The sequence below is a fragment of the Pseudomonadota bacterium genome (assembly GCA_037200975.1).
In the GTDB taxonomy this organism is placed as follows: Bacteria; Pseudomonadota; Gammaproteobacteria; order Steroidobacterales; family Steroidobacteraceae; genus CADEED01.
In genome coordinates, this window is sequence record JBBCGI010000001.1 from 2,011,555 (window position 1) to 2,028,610 (window position 17,056).

Annotated in this window: 14 protein-coding genes; 4 read left to right on the forward strand and 10 right to left on the reverse strand. The window is 65.8% G+C overall.

Translation table 11 applies throughout. The features are described 5' to 3' along the window. Positions 1-15: 15 nt before the first annotated feature. The 5 genes from WDO72_08890 to WDO72_08910 are packed head-to-tail and all read right to left on the reverse strand — an operon-like array spanning position 16 to position 7,091. The gene (locus tag WDO72_08890) at positions 16-1,002 is read right to left on the reverse strand and encodes a BadF/BadG/BcrA/BcrD ATPase family protein (protein ID MEJ0085785.1); all 987 of its coding nucleotides are present in this window, start codon (positions 1,000-1,002) and stop codon (positions 16-18) included. After that, positions 986-2,128, reverse strand: coding sequence for an SIS domain-containing protein (locus WDO72_08895; GenBank protein ID MEJ0085786.1), 1,143 nt, complete (start codon positions 2,126-2,128; stop codon positions 986-988). Before WDO72_08895 ends, WDO72_08890 begins: the two co-directional genes overlap by 17 nt. 8 nt (positions 2,129-2,136) lie before the next feature. Beyond that, a complete protein-coding gene (locus WDO72_08900; GenBank protein ID MEJ0085787.1) occupies positions 2,137-3,408 on the reverse strand; it encodes a D-tagatose-bisphosphate aldolase, class II, non-catalytic subunit in 1,272 nt (423 codons plus the stop codon). Then, a complete protein-coding gene (locus WDO72_08905) occupies positions 3,405-4,307 on the reverse strand; it encodes a DMT family transporter (GenBank protein ID MEJ0085788.1) in 903 nt (300 codons plus the stop codon). Before WDO72_08905 ends, WDO72_08900 begins: the two co-directional genes overlap by 4 nt. Before the next feature lie 12 nt (positions 4,308-4,319). Continuing rightward, on the reverse strand, positions 4,320-7,091 hold the full coding sequence (locus WDO72_08910; GenBank protein ID MEJ0085789.1) for a TonB-dependent receptor: 2,772 nt from the start codon (positions 7,089-7,091) through the stop codon (positions 4,320-4,322). 101 nt (positions 7,092-7,192) lie between these two features. Between WDO72_08910 and WDO72_08915 the strand changes: the two genes are divergently transcribed. Then, positions 7,193-7,969: a DeoR/GlpR family DNA-binding transcription regulator gene (locus WDO72_08915; GenBank protein MEJ0085790.1), complete on the forward strand. Its 777-nt coding sequence runs from the start codon at positions 7,193-7,195 to the stop codon at positions 7,967-7,969. 3 nt (positions 7,970-7,972) lie between these two features. Here the strand turns inward: WDO72_08915 and WDO72_08920 are convergent, their stop codons facing one another. The 4 genes from WDO72_08920 to WDO72_08935 all read right to left on the reverse strand — a co-directional run bounded on the left by WDO72_08920 (position 7,973) and on the right by WDO72_08935 (position 14,265). After that, entirely contained in the window at positions 7,973-9,862 is a 1,890-nt protein-coding gene (locus WDO72_08920) for a hypothetical protein (protein ID MEJ0085791.1), read from the reverse strand. A gap of 227 nt (positions 9,863-10,089) precedes the next feature. Then, positions 10,090-10,611, reverse strand: a complete 522-nt coding sequence (locus tag WDO72_08925; GenBank protein ID MEJ0085792.1) for a C40 family peptidase — start codon at positions 10,609-10,611, stop codon at positions 10,090-10,092. A 269-nt stretch (positions 10,612-10,880) separates the two neighbouring features. Continuing rightward, on the reverse strand, positions 10,881-13,421 hold the full coding sequence (locus tag WDO72_08930; GenBank protein ID MEJ0085793.1) for an EAL domain-containing protein: 2,541 nt from the start codon (positions 13,419-13,421) through the stop codon (positions 10,881-10,883). 124 nt (positions 13,422-13,545) lie between these two features. Further along, positions 13,546-14,265, reverse strand: coding sequence for an NAD(P)H-binding protein (locus WDO72_08935; GenBank protein ID MEJ0085794.1), 720 nt, complete (start codon positions 14,263-14,265; stop codon positions 13,546-13,548). A gap of 206 nt (positions 14,266-14,471) precedes the next feature. On the opposite strand from WDO72_08935, the gene WDO72_08940 reads away from it, so the two are divergent. Genes WDO72_08940 through WDO72_08950 form a run of 3 tightly spaced genes read left to right on the forward strand, consistent with a single transcriptional unit; the run spans position 14,472 to position 16,526 of the window. Beyond that, on the forward strand, positions 14,472-15,326 hold the full coding sequence (locus tag WDO72_08940; protein MEJ0085795.1) for a hypothetical protein: 855 nt from the start codon (positions 14,472-14,474) through the stop codon (positions 15,324-15,326). After that, positions 15,323-15,859, forward strand: coding sequence for a hypothetical protein (locus WDO72_08945; GenBank protein MEJ0085796.1), 537 nt, complete (start codon positions 15,323-15,325; stop codon positions 15,857-15,859). Before WDO72_08940 ends, WDO72_08945 begins: the two co-directional genes overlap by 4 nt. 43 nt (positions 15,860-15,902) lie before the next feature. Further along, the gene (locus WDO72_08950; GenBank protein MEJ0085797.1) at positions 15,903-16,526 is read left to right on the forward strand and encodes a hypothetical protein; all 624 of its coding nucleotides are present in this window, start codon (positions 15,903-15,905) and stop codon (positions 16,524-16,526) included. A gap of 47 nt (positions 16,527-16,573) precedes the next feature. On the opposite strand, the gene WDO72_08955 is transcribed toward WDO72_08950, so the two are convergent. Beyond that, on the reverse strand, positions 16,574-16,996 hold the full coding sequence (locus tag WDO72_08955; protein MEJ0085798.1) for a helix-turn-helix transcriptional regulator: 423 nt from the start codon (positions 16,994-16,996) through the stop codon (positions 16,574-16,576). Positions 16,997-17,056 lie beyond the last annotated feature (60 nt).

Here is a 17,056-nt window from a genome sequence, read left to right on the forward strand (position 1 = left end):
AGTGCCAGCACTACCTCAGGCAGGCAACGCCGCACCAGCGCACTGCTCGCGCAGCCGCGCCAACGCCACTGCGCTGAGCGGCGTACCCGCGAGCCGCGCCGCGTACAACGCCGCGCCCACCACCGGCGGAAACACCGGCGTGCGGCATTCGTACGGAACCGGCTCACCCGCCAGCGCCAGATTGAACGCATCGACCAGCCACGGCGACCCGGCGAACGCCCCGCCGGAATACGACACGGGTACCGAAAGCGCGGCCGGCGCCTCGATGGCGCGGCGCACCGCCCGCACCGCGCCGACCAGCTCGGCGGCCGCGCGCAGGAAAATCGCGCGCGCGCCGGGGTCGGCGCGCTCCGCGGCCTCGTGCACCAGCCGCGCGAACTGCGCGAATGCGCCGCGGCTCTGCGCATCGGCACCGTAGATACGCGCGCACAGGTCGAGATCGTCGTCGATACACAGCCGCTCGCGCACCAGTGCATGCAGCGGTCCGCGCGGCGCGCGCCCATCGCTCATGCGCGAGAACAGGCTCATCCCCTCGCGCGCGATCCAGTACGCCGAACCCTCATCTCCGATCAGTTCGCCCCAGCCGCCCGCGCGCGCGCTGCGCCCGGCATGTTCGCCGTACGCCATCGAGCCAGTCCCGGCGATGACGCTGATCCCGTCCGCGCAGGCGAGCGAGCCGGCCCAACTACCCAGCATGTCGTTGCCGCAACGGAAGCGGCGCGGATCGAGCATGGCGCTGGGCATGGCATCGAGGCGCGCGGTCACCGCGCTGTCCTCGCCGTACGAGCTCAACCCGAAGAACGCGAAATCGACCTGCGCGGTGGCCGTGGCACCGCGCGCGAGAACGGTGCGAATACCCTCGAGCAGCAAGGCCGTGGCGCGCTCGACGCCCTCGGAAAGGTGACTGACGCTGCCGGTCACGTGGCTGGCACGGATGTCGCCCCGTGCGTCGATCAGCACGAACGCAGTTTTCGTTCCGCCGCCGTCAACGCCGAGGAACATCGGCCGGCTCGCGCGTCCAGGGATAGATAGTGACGCCCTGCACCACGCGGCTGACGACGCCGCTGACGTTCGGATTGTCAGGCGTCAGCCCGAAGCGCAGCGATTGCGCCAAGCCGAACGACTGCGCGGGAATGACATCGATCAGCGCGAGCTCGAGGTCGCTGAAATCGCGCGTGCCGGCCAGCTCCAATCGCTCGTAGTTGCTCGCGCCGACATCCGCGCCCACGGCGACGATGGCGCCGGCTCGCGCTTCGCGGCTCAGCTCTTCGAGCAGATCGCGATCGTACGCGCGCGTGTACGGATCGTTGGATACGAACACGACGACTGCCGTGCGCGCATTGACGATGGTCTTCGGCCCATGGCGGAAGCCCAGCACCGAGTGCGAGACCGCCACCGTTCGCCCGTCGGTGAGCTCGAGCATCTTGAGCGCGGATTCGGCCGCCAGCGACTGCAAGGCATTGCTGCCCAGATAGACGACGCGTTCGAAGCCCTGCGCGGCGAGAGTCGCCGCCAGCGCCTGTGCGCGCGGCAATGCCGTCTCGGCGGCGCGCGCCAGCGCCGGGACCCGGTTGGCGGGAATCACGCCGAAAACCAGCGCGGCCACCAGCACCATCGACGTGAAGCTGGACGTCATCGCGAAGGCGCGATCGTTGGTCGCATCGGGCAACACGAGTACGCAGGCATTTCTCGCGCCGGCCATGCGTTTCGCCAGCGCGCCTTCGGCGTTGCACGTGATCACGAGATGGAACACGCGCTCCAGGGCGCGCTCTGCCACGTCGACCGCGGCGATGCTTTCCGGGCTGCCGCCCGAGCGCGCGAACGACACCAGCAAGGTCGGCACGTCGCGTTGCAGGTACAACGCCGGGCCTGAAACCAGGTCGGTGGTGGCGATGGAATCGACGCGCCTGCGGAGATGGTGCGCGATGCCCGGTGCGAGACAACCGCCGATATACGATGAGGTCCCGGCACCGGTAAGCACGATGCGGACCTTCGCATCCTCGAGCAGTGGCGCGAGAAAGACGTCGAGCCGCGCGCGTTCCTGCGCCACGAGATCGGCGACCGCCAGCCACACGGCCGGCTGCTGCGCGATCTCGCGCGCGGTCCACTCGCCGCCATTGGTTTTCATTTCCGCGCTCATGCGCCACACGCTCGCAGGTAGGGCCGAATCGAATGCGCCACGCCGTCGCGCAGCAGCGCTTCGACCGAAGTGTCGAGTTCGTGCGCGCGAATCGCCGCATATTGGCGCGGCAGGTACTGACTAACCAGTGTCAACGGCAACGGACGGCTCCTCAGATTGTCCAGCAACTTCCCGCAGGCCTGCGTCACTTCCGGGTGCGGCCAGTAGTACCGGATCCGGTCGCTCAGGCTATACGCCAAGTCCAGCGACTCGTTCGCGGCATGATGATAATGGCCGCGCCACTGCTTGGGATCCTCGCGCATCACGCGTAGCGCGACCTCGGGAAGTCTGGCGGGATTTTCGAGGCCGGGCAGCTCGCGCTCGATGGCGGCGAACGCCCAGAGCGTCTCGCGCAGCGCAAACGTCGCGCCCGGCCCCACCTTGAGAATGGCGAAATGATCGCGCACCAGCGCGGCGAGATTTTCCGGCGTCTGGTAGTCGGTGGAGTGCGCCTCGAACACGAACTGCGGGTCGCGCTCGACGCTCGCCTTGAGCTCGCGTGCCTTGTCCGGCTGGTAGTCGACCACCTTGTGCAGATCGAACTCGACGCCGGGCTGTACCACCAGCGCGATGACGCGCGGCCAGGCGGATTCGAGCCCCGCGGCGGCGAACGCCCGGCGATGCGTTTCGATAGTCAGGGTTGCCGCTTCTGGCGAAGTAACCGTCAACTGCTGCAATTCCTCGGCGGCGCCGCCCGGAACCGGCACCTCGGTGCCGATCACGTAGACAGGCGCCTCACCGCCGGCCTCCTGCCAGACGCGCTCGGCGACCAGCGCCAGGCGGGCCGCGCGCGCGGCGATCAACTCCTCGGGCAAGGGCACCGGATCGCCGGCGCAGGCCATTGAGCAATCGAGGTGGATCTTGCGGAAACCCGCGGCGACGTACTGGGCCACCAGTTCGTCGGCGCGCTTCATCGCGGTGTCCGCCGGTTCCTTCTGCCATACATTCGGGCCGACGTGATCGCCGCCGAGCCACACCCGGTCGCGCGGCAGGCCGACGCGCGCGGCGATCGCATACACGAACTCGCGAAAGTCAGCGGGCTTCATGCCGGTGTAGCCGCCGTACTGGTTCACCTGGTTGCAGGTGGCTTCGATCAGCAGCGGCGTGCCAGTGTTCTTGGCCTCGTGCATGGCGGCCTCGATGACCCACGGATGCGCCGTGCACAACGAGTAGATGCCCACGTTTTCGCCGCGCTTGTGCTGCGCCAGAATATCGAGGAGGCCCTTCATCGCATCGGCTCTATCTTCTGCGATTCGGGCTTTTGTTCCTCGGGCTGCAGCGCCAGCAGCAACGCAGCGCCGAGCGCCAGCGCGATGCCCGCGAGTTTCAGCGGGCCCGGCATCAAGCCCGCGAGCCCGAGGGAAATACACGCCGTCAGCAACGGCGCACCCGCATTCACCATCGGCGAGACGATGATGGCCTTGCCGTAACGGAAGGCGAACACCAGCGTCAGCGCGCCGACGGCGTTCAGCATTTGAATGACCGCCGCGAGTCCCCAGCCGTCCACGTGTGTATTGATGGGCTGCGAGAAGTCCGTCATCGCCAGCGCGACGGGAATGAACAACAACCCGCTCAGCGTCATGTAGAAGAAGATGCTGGCGGCATCCATGGTCGCATTGGCGAGCTTGATGAAATACGCCTGCGCGCCCCACGCGACGAGGATGGCGAGCGCGAGCAGGAACCACAGGCCGTAGCCGGTGGGCTCGCCGTCGGTGCGGTAGTCGAACAGCGGCAGCGACAGCAGCGCCAGCGCGATCCCCAGCAGCCCTAGCTTGCCGGTGCGCTCCCCTAACAACCCAAAGGACAACGCAATCGTCAGCGCCGGTGACAACGAGATGATCGGGAAGATCAAATACGGCGGCCCGATGCGCACCGCGTGGAACAGCAGCAGCTGCCCGCCCGCGCCGAGCACGCCGATCGCGAGACCGAGCGCGATCGAGCGCCCGTCGCGCTTGAGCGCCTCGCGGCTCATTTTCATCACGATCAGCGCGGGCGCAATCATCGTGAGCGCCCAGACGCAGTAGTTGAGCGTTTCGGGCAGGCCGTGTTCGCCGGGCAAGCCCGCGAATGCGCCCCACACGCCCCACAACAGCATGGTGATCAACGCGTGAGCCAACCAGTTGCGCATGCCAGCTACAGCCTAAAACTTCAGGCTGACGCTGGCGATCACCGTCCGCCCCCAGGACTCGAAGCCCGCGAGGATATCCGGGCGGCCGAGATTGGACCGGTAGTGCGCGTCGCTCAGGTTGCGCCCTTCGAGCGAAACTCCGAACACGTCGTTGATCTGGTACTGCACCGAGGCCGTGACCCAGGTGATCGGCGCCCCGATCTGCGACAGGCCACCGACCGCGTCGGTGACCTCGGTGTATTCGCCGCTGTAGTCGACCGCGACCTGCGCATCCCACGGTCCCTGCTCGTACATGAGTGCCGCGGAGTATGCCGACTTCGACACGCCTTCGAGCTGCCCGACGTGTACGCCATCGATGTACGCCTTGGTGTCGGTATACGTGTAGCTGGCGCGCAGGCCGAAACCGCTCGGGAAGAAGTGCTGACCACCCAGCTCGAAGCCCGTGACCTTGGCCTTGTCGCCGTTGATGGGCCGGCTGACGTCGTAGAGGATGGGCGCGTCCGGCGCGCCACCGACGCTGCCGATGACGCCGATGTCCTGGTTCTCCTGCAATTCATAAGTGATGAATCCTTCGATGTTCTTCCAGAACACCGCCGCGTTCAGCACCGACTTTTCGTCGAAGTACCACTCGAGCGACAGATCCGCCTGATCGGCGAACACCGGTTCGAGATCGGCGTTGCCGTCGTAGAACACGGAGAACGTGCGATCGAGCGTGTTGTCGGTGCGCGTCGGCGCGAGCTGGTTCAGCGACGGACGCGCCATGACGCGTGCGGCCGCGCCGCGCAGCACCAGCGTTTCGGTGAACCAGTAGCCGGCGTTGAACGACGGCAGCAGCTTGCTGTAACTGCCATTCTGCGTGAGCGGCTCGGCCTCGCTGTACGTGACATCGGGGCTCGAGGTCGGGACCTCGGGCGTCGGATCGTCGACGTACACGATGTCGTTGATGGCGGTGCGCGCCGTGGTGTCGGTCGAGATCCAGCGCACACCCGCGCTCAGGTACCAGTTGTCCGCCTTGAGGTCGGCCTTGACGAACAACGCATCGGTGTCTTCCTCGACGTCGTACGACTGCACGGGATTGAGCTCCGGCGCCGTGTTGTCGGCGTCGTAGACGTCGCCGGTCGGATCGCCGTTTTCATCGAGGATGGGCTGGCCGTCGAGTGCGTGCAGCGCCTGTAGATAGGCTGGCACGTCGAAGCGGATGAAGGTGCGCGGGAAGTGCCCGCCCGCGCCGTGCATGAAATTCGGCAGCGACACGCTGCGCACGACGTCGGCGCCGAGGCTGCCGAAGGTCGTCGTGTACAGGTTGCAGTACTGGCACGAGCCGCCGTTGGTGTCGTTCTCGACGGTGTTGCGCACCTTGGTGCGTTCGGTGCGCGCGGCGCCGAACGACACGGACTTGAACACTCCCGCGTCGACGGCGAACGAGCCGCCGAGCGTGAAGCCGGTGACGGTGTCCTCGACGTCCGTGCCCGAGAGCCCTATGTAGTGCAGGCCATAGTCGTCGTTGCCGAGCTCGCCGGCGGCCAGCGCGGTCGCGAGATCGCGGCCGTCTTCGAGCGTCACGGAGATATCCGGCAGCGCGTTGTCGTTCATGTCGACGCGCGCCGTATGGTTTCCGCCGATGCCCGACACGACCCAGGTGTCTTTGCCACCGGAGTCGCGCACGGAGCGCGAACGATAGGCGTCGAAGTCGAACGCCAGTTTGTCGGTGGCCTTCCACTCGGCGTTCCAGCCGAACTGCGTGGTGTCGACGACGCGGTACTCGGTGATCGTGGAGATCTCCGGCACCAGCTCGGCGACGGTCATGCCGGTCACCCAGTGATCGTCGATGCTGACGTCGCTCCAGCGGTGCAGGCCGGTTTCCTCGTCGAGGATGGAATCTTCTAGATAGAAGGACTCGTGATAACCCACGGTCGGCGCATCGAGCCGCGTGAACAGCGCATCGAAGCTGATGCTGAAGGTCTCGCTCGGCTTCCACTGCAGAACACCCGTGACGCCGGTGCGTTTCTTGTTCTGCACGCGCGCGCCGAAGCTGGTGCAGCACAGGCCTAACAAGTCGCTCTCGTCGGCCGAGATCTCGCCGTCGCCGTCCGCATCGAACGAGCCTGGCGAATCCGGGTTGATGGAGAATTCCTGCACGGCATCCGAGCGATCCGTGACGTCCTGGTAGGTCGCCGTCAGCAGCACTCCGAAGGTGTCGCCGGCAAAAGTGCTGCTGAACACGCCGCTGGCCTTGTAGCCGTTTTTTTCCGACATGTCGTTGTAGTCGGCGTCGGCCGAGAAACGCATATGCATGCCGGCCTGGTCGAGCGGCTTGGCCGAGCTCAGATTGATCGTGCCGCCGATGCTGCCTTCCAGATGCGCGGCGTCCGCAGATTTGTAGACGTCGGCGCCGTTGATCACCTCGGACGGCAACACGTCGAACGCGAATTCGCGGCCATCGCCATCGGTGGCGAGGATGCGGCCGTTCAGCGTCACGATGCTGTATTCGGGACCGAGGCCGCGGATGCTGACGTACTGCCCCTCGCCGCCGCGCGTGCGCGAGATGGTGATACCCGTGATATGCGACAGCGAATCCGCGACGTTGGCGTCGGGGAAGCGGCCCAGGTCCTCGGCGACGATCGAGTCCTGCACGATGCCGGCGGACTTCTTGAGATCGCGCGACTCGACCAGCGCCGCGCGCGTGCCGACGACCACGACTTCGTCGAGCGTTTCTTCATCGGCAGCGTGCACCGTCGCACTGCACAGCAGCATCAGGGCGAGAGTGGCGTTCTTCTTGTTCATGGCAGCGCGTCATCCCTTGTGAGCGAGTTCGCGACGATGCTAGTTGCCTATTTTCGCAAGAACAAATAACTTTCGTTTGCTTTCGAATTGAGGGGGAGGCCATGAAACAGCTGGTTGGGCTCGAGGAACGGCGCCGGAAGATCCGTGGGCTTCTCGAGGAACGCTCGCAGGTCACGGTCGTCGAGCTGGCGGAGCAGTTCTCCGTGTCGGCGGTGACCATCCGCGCGGACCTGGTCGCGCTCGACGAGATCGGCGCGCTGGTGCGCGTGCACGGCGGCGCGCTGCCGCGGCGCGAATCCGACGAGCTGCCGATCGACATCAAGCAGAACATGCGGCGCGCGGAGAAATTGCGGATCGCCGCGGCGGCGGTCGCGCATATTCACGAAGGCGAAACGATCCTGCTGGATTCGGGCACCACCACCGCGGAGATTGCCAAGCTGATCCGCGGGCTCAAGTTCGAATCGCTGAACGTCATCACCAACGCGCTCAACATCGCCGTGATGCTGGCGAGCGCGCCGTTCATCAACCTGGTCATTCCGGGCGGCGTGTTGCGGCGGCGCTCGTGGTCGCTGTCCGGGCCGCCGGCCGAGAACGCGATGCGGGAACTGCAGGCCGACACCTTGTTCCTCGGAGTAGATAGCCTGGATCCGGAGGTGGGCCTCATGACGCCGCACGTGCTCGAGGCGCAGCTCAACGCACAGATGATCCGCATCGCGCGCAAGGTGATCGCGGTGACGGATTCGTCGAAGCTGTTGCGGCGCAATCTGTCGGTGATCTCGCCCGTGGATACGGTCGATCTGCTGATCACGGACAAGGCGGCCGATACGCGCGCGATCGAGACGATCCGCGGACGGGGCGTCGAGGTGCAGCTCGTCTAGCTACTAGCGGAAGGGTTCTTTCTTGCCGCCGGACAGGCGCTCGATCAACGAGGCGAACTTCGAGCCCTTCTTGTCGACCTTGACGCGCAGGTGCCGCACGCCGGTGTCGCCGGTGCTGTCGTTCTGTATCTCGAGCGTGCTGGCGCCGAGGATTTCGAGCGTCTGATCCAGCGTCTCTTCGTCGACTTGCGCATGCGCGTTGCGGCGCGAGCCCGCACCGGGCTTGCGGGCATTGGAGGCCGGCGCGTGTTTTTTCGGTTCCGGCGCGGCGGCAGCCGCGGCCACGGGTTTCGTGGCGGCCGGCGCCGCTGCATTCGTCTGTTTGCCGAAGCGCGGCGAGGTTTCGCCGTCGACGTCCTGTTCGATCATCGCGGGCAGATCGTCTTCGAGCAGCTTGAAGACGCCGCTGGCGTTCGACTGCGACATGGAAGCCGGCGTCGGGGCCGGGCCTTCCTTGATGTTCGCCGCGCGGTGAATGCCGCTGCGCGCCGCGTTCAGATCGTTGGCGCGCTCTTTCTCGATGGTCGTCACGGGCACGACGGAGACGGTCTTGAAGTCGGAGCGCACGTAGTACGCGACCTGCTTCGCGGAGACGGCATCGCTGAAGAAACCCAGGCGCAAGCCGTACCAGGTGCGGCCTTCGCGATTCGCTTCGGTGGTGTAGAGCGTGTAGGCGTTGAAGATGGCGAGCGGCGCGACCTTCGCCATGTCGAAGGGCGTGACCGACCAGTCGAGCTGCACGGCGAACAGCACGGGCGCATTGCGCTTCACTTCGCTCTTGATGGCCTGCATCGACTGCGCGTCTTCGGGCTTGATGACACGGATCGCCTCGTCCACCGACGCTTCCTGCGAGCCTTCGCGATACGGCGAATGACGCTCGAGCAGGCGGATAGTCTGCGTGTCGGAGAGATCGTCGAGCTCCTCGATGACCTGGCGCACGTTGGTGAGCGAGGGTGTCGCGGGCATCACCGTCATCTGCATGGCCGGCATCTGCACCGTGGGATCCGGCGGCGGCGCCTTCGGCGCCGCGGGTTTCGCGACGGGTGCGGACGCGGTCAACGCGGGAGCGGAAACCTTGGCGGCGATCTTCGGTGCGACCAGCGGCGGTTTCGCGGCAGTGGCGGCTTTCGGCGCGGCGGCGGCGGGCTTCGCAGCCGCGGATTTTGCGGCAGGCGGCTTGGGCGCGGTGGCCTTCGCGGCGGGCTTCGCGGCAGCAGCCGGCTTCGCAGGTGCGGCAGCTTTTGCGGGCACGGCGACAGCTTTCGCAACCGGCTGCGCGGGCGCCGGTTTGACGGCCACGGGCGCGGCGGCGGCCGGCTGGCTAACTACCGGCTTCGCCACGGGCGGGTGTACGACCGGCACGTCGACGGTTTTCGCGTCGAGCGGTTTGAATCGCGGCTCATCGTCGGTGAGAACGAACGGCTCGGGTTCGAATTCGGCTGTCACGGCGGGCGCGGGCGTCGACGCGAACGGATGACGCTCCTCGACGGCCGGAGCTGCAGGCGCAGCGGCAGCGGGTTTCGCGGCTTCGGCAACCGGAGCAGGCGCTGGCGCGGTGGCGCGCGGCGCGACCGGCGCTGATGCGGCGCCTTGCGGCAGCGAGGGATTGTTAGCCCGCAGCTTCTTGCCGGGCGCTTCGCCGGCCCAGGCTTGCGGATAAACCTCGCGCACGATCTGCAGCATCTCTTCGGCGGCCTGCTGGCTCTCGAAATAACCCATGTGCAGGCGGAATCGCTCACGGCCGTCTTCGCGGCGGCGGCTGACGAAGAATGTGTATTGCGCGAGTGTCGGATCTTTCGGCTGCGACAGCGCCATCGGCGTGGTCGACGAGGTCAGGTTGATCACGAAACCGCCCGTCGCGGTTCCGGCTGTGGGTCGCGTCAGAGTGTTCACGACAAAATCTGGCTTTGCGCTCATGTGGTGGAAACTGTCCCCGAATGCCTGGAAGGAACCGCGCCCCTTCCCGGACGCGACTCTTTACTTACTCGCTTTGGAGTGTGCGAACCATCGCATATACGGTCAACGGCGAAACTGAGCACGCTGTCGCAGAACACAGACCGAAATATTGATTCCACTAAGAGAAATGCGACATAAGCGCTGGAATTTCTTGCGCTGCAGTATCAGTGCGGCAGGCGGTCCCAGTAACGTCCCGCCGAAAAAAAACTTTCCGCGTAGAAGTCATCGTCGAGCGAATTGATCGTCACGGGTTTGCCCGCGCCCGGCGCGTGCACGAAACGATGTTTGCCGATGTAGATGCCGACGTGATTCACGTGGCGGCCGCCGATCTTGAAGAACACGAGATCGCCGCGGCGCAATTTGCGCGGCTTGATGTTCTCGGCATCTTCTTCCTGCTCGCGCGAAGTGCGCGGCACGGTCAATCCGAGCTGGCGGTGCGCGTAGAAAACGAGTCCGCTGCAATCGAAGCCATCGAGCGACGCGCCGCCGTAACGATACGGCGTGCCGCGCAGGCGCAGCGCGAAGTCCGCGAGCGCCTCGCCGCGATTGCGCATGTTGACCGCGCCGCCGCTGCCGTCCCACTCGTCACCGGAGCGCGTGTCATCGACGGTCGACGGAGATTGGGTTTGCGGTGTGTGTGCGGGTTGCGTGGAAGGAGCGGAGGCACATCCGCCCAGAGCGAGCACGACCGCTAAAAAGGGGACATGCCTATTTTTCAGGCCTGGCCTTTTTTCCGCGGCGGATTTTGACCCTTCGTTCGCGCGAATGGAGCGCGCGGAAAACGGGGCGTGAAGCGAAAAGCCCCTAGTGCACATCAGCGCGCCCATTCTGAAGATGTAGCTTTTCGTAGCCTCGTTTTCCGGAACCCGAAGGGCGCGCTCCCTTGAGTGCGGACGAAGGGTCAAAATCCGCCGCGGAAAAAAGGCCAGGCCTGAAAAATAGGCATGTCCCCTTTTTAGCCGGCGGCGCGGGCATCTCCGATCTCCGATCCGGGCCGGCGCGATTCGAGGATCTCGGTCAACGCGGACGCGGACATCGGCCGCGCGAGGTAGTAACCCTGCGCCGACTCGCAGCCGCGCGAGCGCAGGAACTCCAGCTGCCCGGCAGTCTCCACGCCTTCGGCGGTCACACGTTTTCCAAGGGTATGTGCCATGGTGATGACGGATTCGACCAGTGAACCGGCCGAATCGTTCTGTGGGACTTCTTCCAGGAAGCTGCGGTCGAGTTTTACCGTGTGCACGGGATAACGTCGTAAATAATTCAACGACGAATAACCGGTACCGAAATCGTCGAGCGCCAGTTTCACGCCCAACGCGGCCAGCGCGCGCAGCGGGTCTTCGACTTCCGCGTCCGCCAGCACGGATTCCACGATCTCGAGCTCGAGGCTCGCGGGCGTGATGCCGTGCTGGTGCAGCGCGGTCTGCACCATGCGCACGAAGTTGTTGTCCTTGAGCTGCTGCACCGACACGTTCACCGAGAACATGCGCGGCGCGATGCCGGCGCGGGTCCACTCCGCGAACTGGCTGCAGGCGGTATCGAGCACGAACCCGCCGATGTCGGTGATGAGGCCGGAATGCTCCGCGGCCGGGATGAATTCGCCGGGTAGTTTGATGCCGTCGTAACGCGTCTGCCAGCGCAGCAGCGCCTCGACGCCGCACAAGCGATTGTCCGCCAGCGAGAACTGCGGCTGGTAGAACAGCGACAGCTCGCGCCGCCGCAGCGCGCGATGCAGGCCGCTGTCGGTGAAACTCGCCTTGCGCTGCGCCATCTCGCGCTCGAAGAAAATGGCACGCCCGCGCCCCTGCGCCTTGGCGCGGTACATCGCGAGGTCCGCCTGGCGGATGACGTCTTCGAGATCGACGCCGTCGTCGGGGAATAGCGTGACACCGACGCTGGCGCGCATCTGGTAATCGCGGCCGCCGAGACTGGCCGGCAGCGCGAGCGAACGGATCACGCGGTCGGCGATGTTGCGCACCGTGTCCACGTCGCCGACGTTGCGCAACAACACGGTGAATTCATCGCCGCCGAGGCGCGCCACGGTGTCGCCCTCTTTCGTGCAGGCCTTGAGACGATGCGCCACGATCGACAGCAATTGATCGCCGGCGCTGTGGCCGAGCGTGTCGTTGACGCGCTTGAAGTGATCGAGATCGACGTACATGAGCGCGCCGCGCGTGAGCCCCGTGGTCGCGGCGGCCAGTTCCTGCGAAAGCCGGTCGCGGAACAATGCGCGGTTCGGCAGCTGCGTGAGCGGGTCGTAGTGCGCCTGGCGATACAGCCGTTCGTCGCGTGCGCTGTTCGAGAGTGCCGCGCGCAGACGCTCGGCGAACGCGGCGCCGTAGGTCGCGACCGCCGGATCGCGGGCCGGTTCGCTGTGATAACCGACGATGAGCAGCGCGCTCAGCCGCTCGTCGTCGATCACGGGCCAGAGCCAGAAGAATTCCGCGCCGGCGTCGCGCATCGAGGCGAGGAACGCATGCCGCGACTCTTCGATGCGCGCGATGGTGAGCCCCTCGGGCGCCTCGCGCACGGTGGCGATCATCGACGAGTCGAACGACACGCGCTGCACGGGCAGCTCATCGGCGCCGAGTGCCGCCATGAACATGCGGCCGTGGGCGTGCGCGGTCGGATCGAGCAGGATCACGCCCACGCACTGGCTGCGCGTGAGCTCGCGGAATTTCGGCAGGATCACGTCGAGCGCGCGATCGATTTCGCTCGCGGCCAGCAGCGCCCTGTCTACTTCGCCGAGCACCTCGAAGGCGCGCCAGTCGCGCTGCAGCGCGAGCGTGGTGAGATTGAACTCGCGTTCGAGCGGCGCGAACTCCGCCACCGGGCTGCGCGGCAGCGATTCGAAGCGGCGTTCGCGCAGGCGCACGAGGCCGCGCTGCAGCGAACGCAGCGGCGGCAGATACCGCTCGCTGATGATGGCCGCGACCGCGAATGCCACGGCGATGGTCAGCAGCACCAGTCCGAGCGAGATCGAGGCGAGCTCGCCGAGCGTGGTGCCGAAGCTCACCTCGGGCGCGAACACGATCACCGTGTTGGCCGACAGCAGGTCGCCCGGCGCGGCGGGCGGCACGTAGGTCATCGCGCCGCGCCACTCCCGCCCGGACGCATACCACGCGAGGACGGTGGTACCGCCCGGCGCACCCACCGCATGCGGGGCACGCTGGCCAAACAACTGCACGAGATCTTCCGGAACCGGGCTGCTGCTGAAGCGCGCGCTGCCGGCGCCGTCGAGCACCACCAAGTAACGGCCTTCGAGGCCGCGCGAGAAATCTTCCGGAAAGCCACGCGCATTGAAGAGCAGCGTCGATGCCTTCTCGCGCGACAACGTGGTCAATTCCTGGTTCTGCTGATTCGCGCGGCGTTCCTCGGCGTCGAACCAGCGCGACACCACGGCGAGCCCCACCGGGATGAGCATGGCGACGCAAATGATCGCCCACAGCCGGCGTGTGAGGCCATTACGCAAGACCGAGCTGTACGGATTGCCGCTCATCAACTTCCCATGGGCTTAGGTTGCGTCCCTGCAACGCATACGAGCGTCCCTGATATCGCCCTGACTTTACGAAATGTGGGGCGGCGCAAATGCGTGCCGCGTCACGGTTGCGGCTGCACCAACGTCAGGCGGAGCTCTTTTTGGCCGCGGGCACGGCATTCGGCTGGTTCGACTTGATCTGCGCCAGCTGGTTGATGGCCCCGTAGGTGTAGCGGTAAATACCGCGTGCGCCACGTCGCGCGGCGCCCAACATGCCGCGCGCCACGGTCTCGGCCGGGATCGCGCGGTATTGCTCGCGCGAGCCGGTCAGCAGCGGATTGAGCAGCGGCGCGAAAATCCGGCCGGTGATCTCGATCGGCCGCAGCTCCTTGCGCGGGCCTAACAACAGGCTGGGCTGCAGGATGTCGACGGAGGCGAACCCGAGACGCGACACGGCCTCTTCCATTTCACCTTTTGTGCGTAGATAGAATTTCTTCGACTTCGCATCCGCGCCGACCGACGAGACGACCACGAAGCGGCTGACCTGCGCGGCGCGCGCCGCCTGTGCGAACAGCAGCACCGCATCGACGTCCGCTTCGCGAAAAGCTTCCTGCGAACCGGCCTCCGCGATCGTGGTGCCGATGCAGCAGAACGCGTCGTGTGCGGTCAGGCCCTTGAGCTGCTCCGCCATGCGTTCGAAGGTCACGATCCGATTGGCGAGCTTGGGATGATCCTTGGCGAACGGCCGGCGTGTGAGGGCATACACCCGCGAGTATTCCGGCGCCGCGATCAACGTGTTGACGAGAAACCCGCCGATGAGGCCGGTGGCGCCGGCCACCAGCGCGATTTTTGGAGTTGTGCTCACGCGCCGGAGCTTAGCAAGAAATATTGTGCGGGCGCGCCGGAGATCGCCCGGCGAACCGATGCGGGTTGTGAGGCGCCGGGTGCGAAGCTTGCGGTTCGCGGCGCAAATGTCTCTGGTCACCCGGTCGGGTGATGCGGCGAAAACGCCGGTGCATAAGCTGCGTGTTGGGGAATGACTTCCTATTAGTCGCTACACAGGAGTGGAACATGAATTCATCCAGTTACCGTCACGGCCGGCGTCTGCGGGTCGCGGCGGGTTTTTTTTTGATGCTCGCCGGCCTGGCGGGCAGCGCGCAGGCCGTGGATTTCGACGAGCAAGTGAAGGCGCCCATGATGAAGGACGCCGCCAGTTTGCGCAGCCAGGCGCAGGCGTTCTCGGCGCGTTTCGCGGAGCTGCAGGATGGAGCTACCGAACAACTCATCACCAACCGCGCGCTGGCAGGCAGCCGGCTCGACCTCATCTGGCAGATACAACAGGCGATCGACCTGCGCCGGCCGCTGGGGGAGGTCTCCGAGCTGGGTTTGGTGAGTCGCGGCGACGGCAGTTACAACATCGATTTCAATTCGTTCCCGCAGTGGGAACGCGTCGACCGGAAGCTGGCGGAGCTGCTGCCCACCTACCAGTGGGATTTGCTTTCGCAGGTCCTCACGAATCGCGGCTTTACGGCGGAGGAATCCTCGAAGCTCAAGGCGTACCTCGCCAGCCGCGACGCCAACGTCGAGGCCCATCAGAAGAAACTTCCGATCGCGCTGGGGTTCAGCAAGGTCGTTAAAAAGTACGACAAGATCAAGCGGCCCGTACCGGAGTCGGTGGTGCTGTCGTACATATATCAACTCCAACGTGCCGGCTCCGAAGCGACGCGTGAATGGGCGGTCGGCCTGCTGGATTCGATCGGCGCGCACGGGGCGCGCATCCTGCTGTCCGCGATGAGCGAAGGAACGTCAACCACAATCTGGTCGCCGAGCGATCAACCAGCCGGCATTGCCGGCACACTCGCCGCCGTTCGTCAGCCCGATTTCGAGCAACAGGCCACCGCGCAGGCCAAAGGAACAAAGCCATGAACGCCGCTCATTCTCTCGGCCGCCCGCTTGCCGCGCTCGCCGCCGCGCTGATCGTGCTGACACCACGCGATGCCGCGGCGGTGGAGCTCGACACGGTGGTCTTGAACATCCGTCAAGTCGGCACCACCGCCGGGGTGTCGCTCGGCCACACGGCCATCGGCCGCACTAACTACAACCGGCTCACCGTCAGCGGCGCCTATACCGCGGCGTGTGTCGCCGGCGTCATGATCCCCACGAGCGGCCAACGCTCGCTTTCACGTGAGGGTGTCATCGGCGGGTTCGGGCTGATCACCACCATACCCGAACGGTTGCCGGCCATCGTCGACATGCCCGGCTTCGAACTCCTGGCGGCAGGATCAAGAGTCGCTTGCGCGTACAACTGGTCTTCCAAAGCCGTGGAGGCCAGTTACACGCTCGGCATTCCCGGGTTCGGGATCGCAATCGGCGCTGGCGAAATCTCGAAGGGCTCGTCCTATCCATTCATCATGGTCGTGCCGGCCGGTGGCACGCGCGACGACGAGGGATGTGCCTGACACCCCTGCGATCGGAATTTCATCATCACCAAGGACGGTCATCATGAATAGTCTCAAGTACATTGTTTTTTCGTTCGTCGCGCTCGGCGCGGGCAACGTCTGCCACGCGCTGACCAATTGCGACCCCATCGTCATGGACCTGGGCCATGACGGCTTCAACCTCGGCGCCAGGGGAATCGGCGTCCGTTTCGACGTCGACGCCAACGGCATTCGCGATTCCGTGCAGTGGCTGCGCCGCGGCGGCGATGAGGGTTTCCTCGCCCTCGATCGCACCGGCAACGGGCTGGTCGACGATGGTGCCGAGTTGTTCGGGGTCGGTACGCCGCTGCTGCTCGAAGGACGTCCCGCGCCCAATGGTTTCGTCGGCCTCGCGCAATACGACGCGCGCCAGCTCGGCGGCAACGATGACGGGCTCATCACGGATGCGGATGCCATCTGGCCGCAGCTGCGCATCTGGAGCGACGTCAACGCCGACGGCATTTCAACCTACGATGAAATGCGCACGCTCAGGAGTTTCGGCATCACCGCGCTCGGCACCATTCCGAAGATGCGCAGGTATGTCGATGCCGCGGGCAATCTCATTCCCTACTGGGCATGGGCCCTGCAGCGCGGCAAGCCGGGGCGCGTGCAGATGGTCGATGTCTTCTTCCGTCTCTTGCCAAACTAGCGGTACGCGGGCTGGCGCCATGCTCGATGGCGCCAGCCCGCGCGCATTCACGGACACAGCCGGCGCACGAGTGCCACGCGCGATTCGACGTTGAGCTTGCGGAAGATCTGCCGCACCTGGGACTTGACCGTATTCGTCGTGACGCCGCGCAGATGCGCAATCTGCGCGAGGGTCCGTCCCTCGCACAACTGTTCGGCGACGGCCTGCTCGGCGGCGGTCAGTTCCGCCGCCACGGAATGATGCAGCACGCAGGTGAGAGTGAACGCGGGCTCGTCGTCCGCGGGCGGTTCAGTCGACTGCAGGCGAAAAGCAATGCCGCCGGCACGTTCTTCGATGGCGACCGTCCGCGACGAAGCCAGCAGCCGTGAGAGCAGCTGTGCCACTTCGACGACGCGCGCACGCCGAAAGCGCGCGGCGCTCAGGCGCCGCAGCTCGGAAAGTGACTGGTTCAGGCTTCTGGCAACCGGCATCGCGGCGTTGTGCCACGGGAGCCAGGCGCGGCGACACTTATATATCTGCCCCAAAAGGGC

Excerpts from the sequence above, each read along its gene's own strand:
- WDO72_08950 (MEJ0085797.1), top strand. The coding sequence starts at position 15,903 with ATGAATAGTCTCAAGTACATTGTTTTTTCGTTCGTCGCGCTCGGCGCG.
- WDO72_08890 (MEJ0085785.1), bottom strand. The coding sequence starts at position 1,002 with ATGTTCCTCGGCGTTGACGGCGGCGGAACGAAAACTGCGTTCGTGCTG.
- WDO72_08945 (MEJ0085796.1), top strand. The coding sequence starts at position 15,323 with ATGAACGCCGCTCATTCTCTCGGCCGCCCGCTTGCCGCGCTCGCCGCC.
- WDO72_08940 (MEJ0085795.1), top strand. The coding sequence starts at position 14,472 with ATGAATTCATCCAGTTACCGTCACGGCCGGCGTCTGCGGGTCGCGGCG.
- WDO72_08915 (MEJ0085790.1), top strand. The coding sequence starts at position 7,193 with ATGAAACAGCTGGTTGGGCTCGAGGAACGGCGCCGGAAGATCCGTGGG.
- WDO72_08910 (MEJ0085789.1), bottom strand. The coding sequence starts at position 7,091 with ATGAACAAGAAGAACGCCACTCTCGCCCTGATGCTGCTGTGCAGTGCG.
- WDO72_08895 (MEJ0085786.1), bottom strand. The coding sequence starts at position 2,128 with ATGAAAACCAATGGCGGCGAGTGGACCGCGCGCGAGATCGCGCAGCAG.
- WDO72_08905 (MEJ0085788.1), bottom strand. The coding sequence starts at position 4,307 with ATGCGCAACTGGTTGGCTCACGCGTTGATCACCATGCTGTTGTGGGGC.
- WDO72_08930 (MEJ0085793.1), bottom strand. The coding sequence starts at position 13,421 with ATGAGCGGCAATCCGTACAGCTCGGTCTTGCGTAATGGCCTCACACGC.
- WDO72_08955 (MEJ0085798.1), bottom strand. The coding sequence starts at position 16,996 with ATGCCGGTTGCCAGAAGCCTGAACCAGTCACTTTCCGAGCTGCGGCGC.
- WDO72_08900 (MEJ0085787.1), bottom strand. The coding sequence starts at position 3,408 with ATGAAGGGCCTCCTCGATATTCTGGCGCAGCACAAGCGCGGCGAAAAC.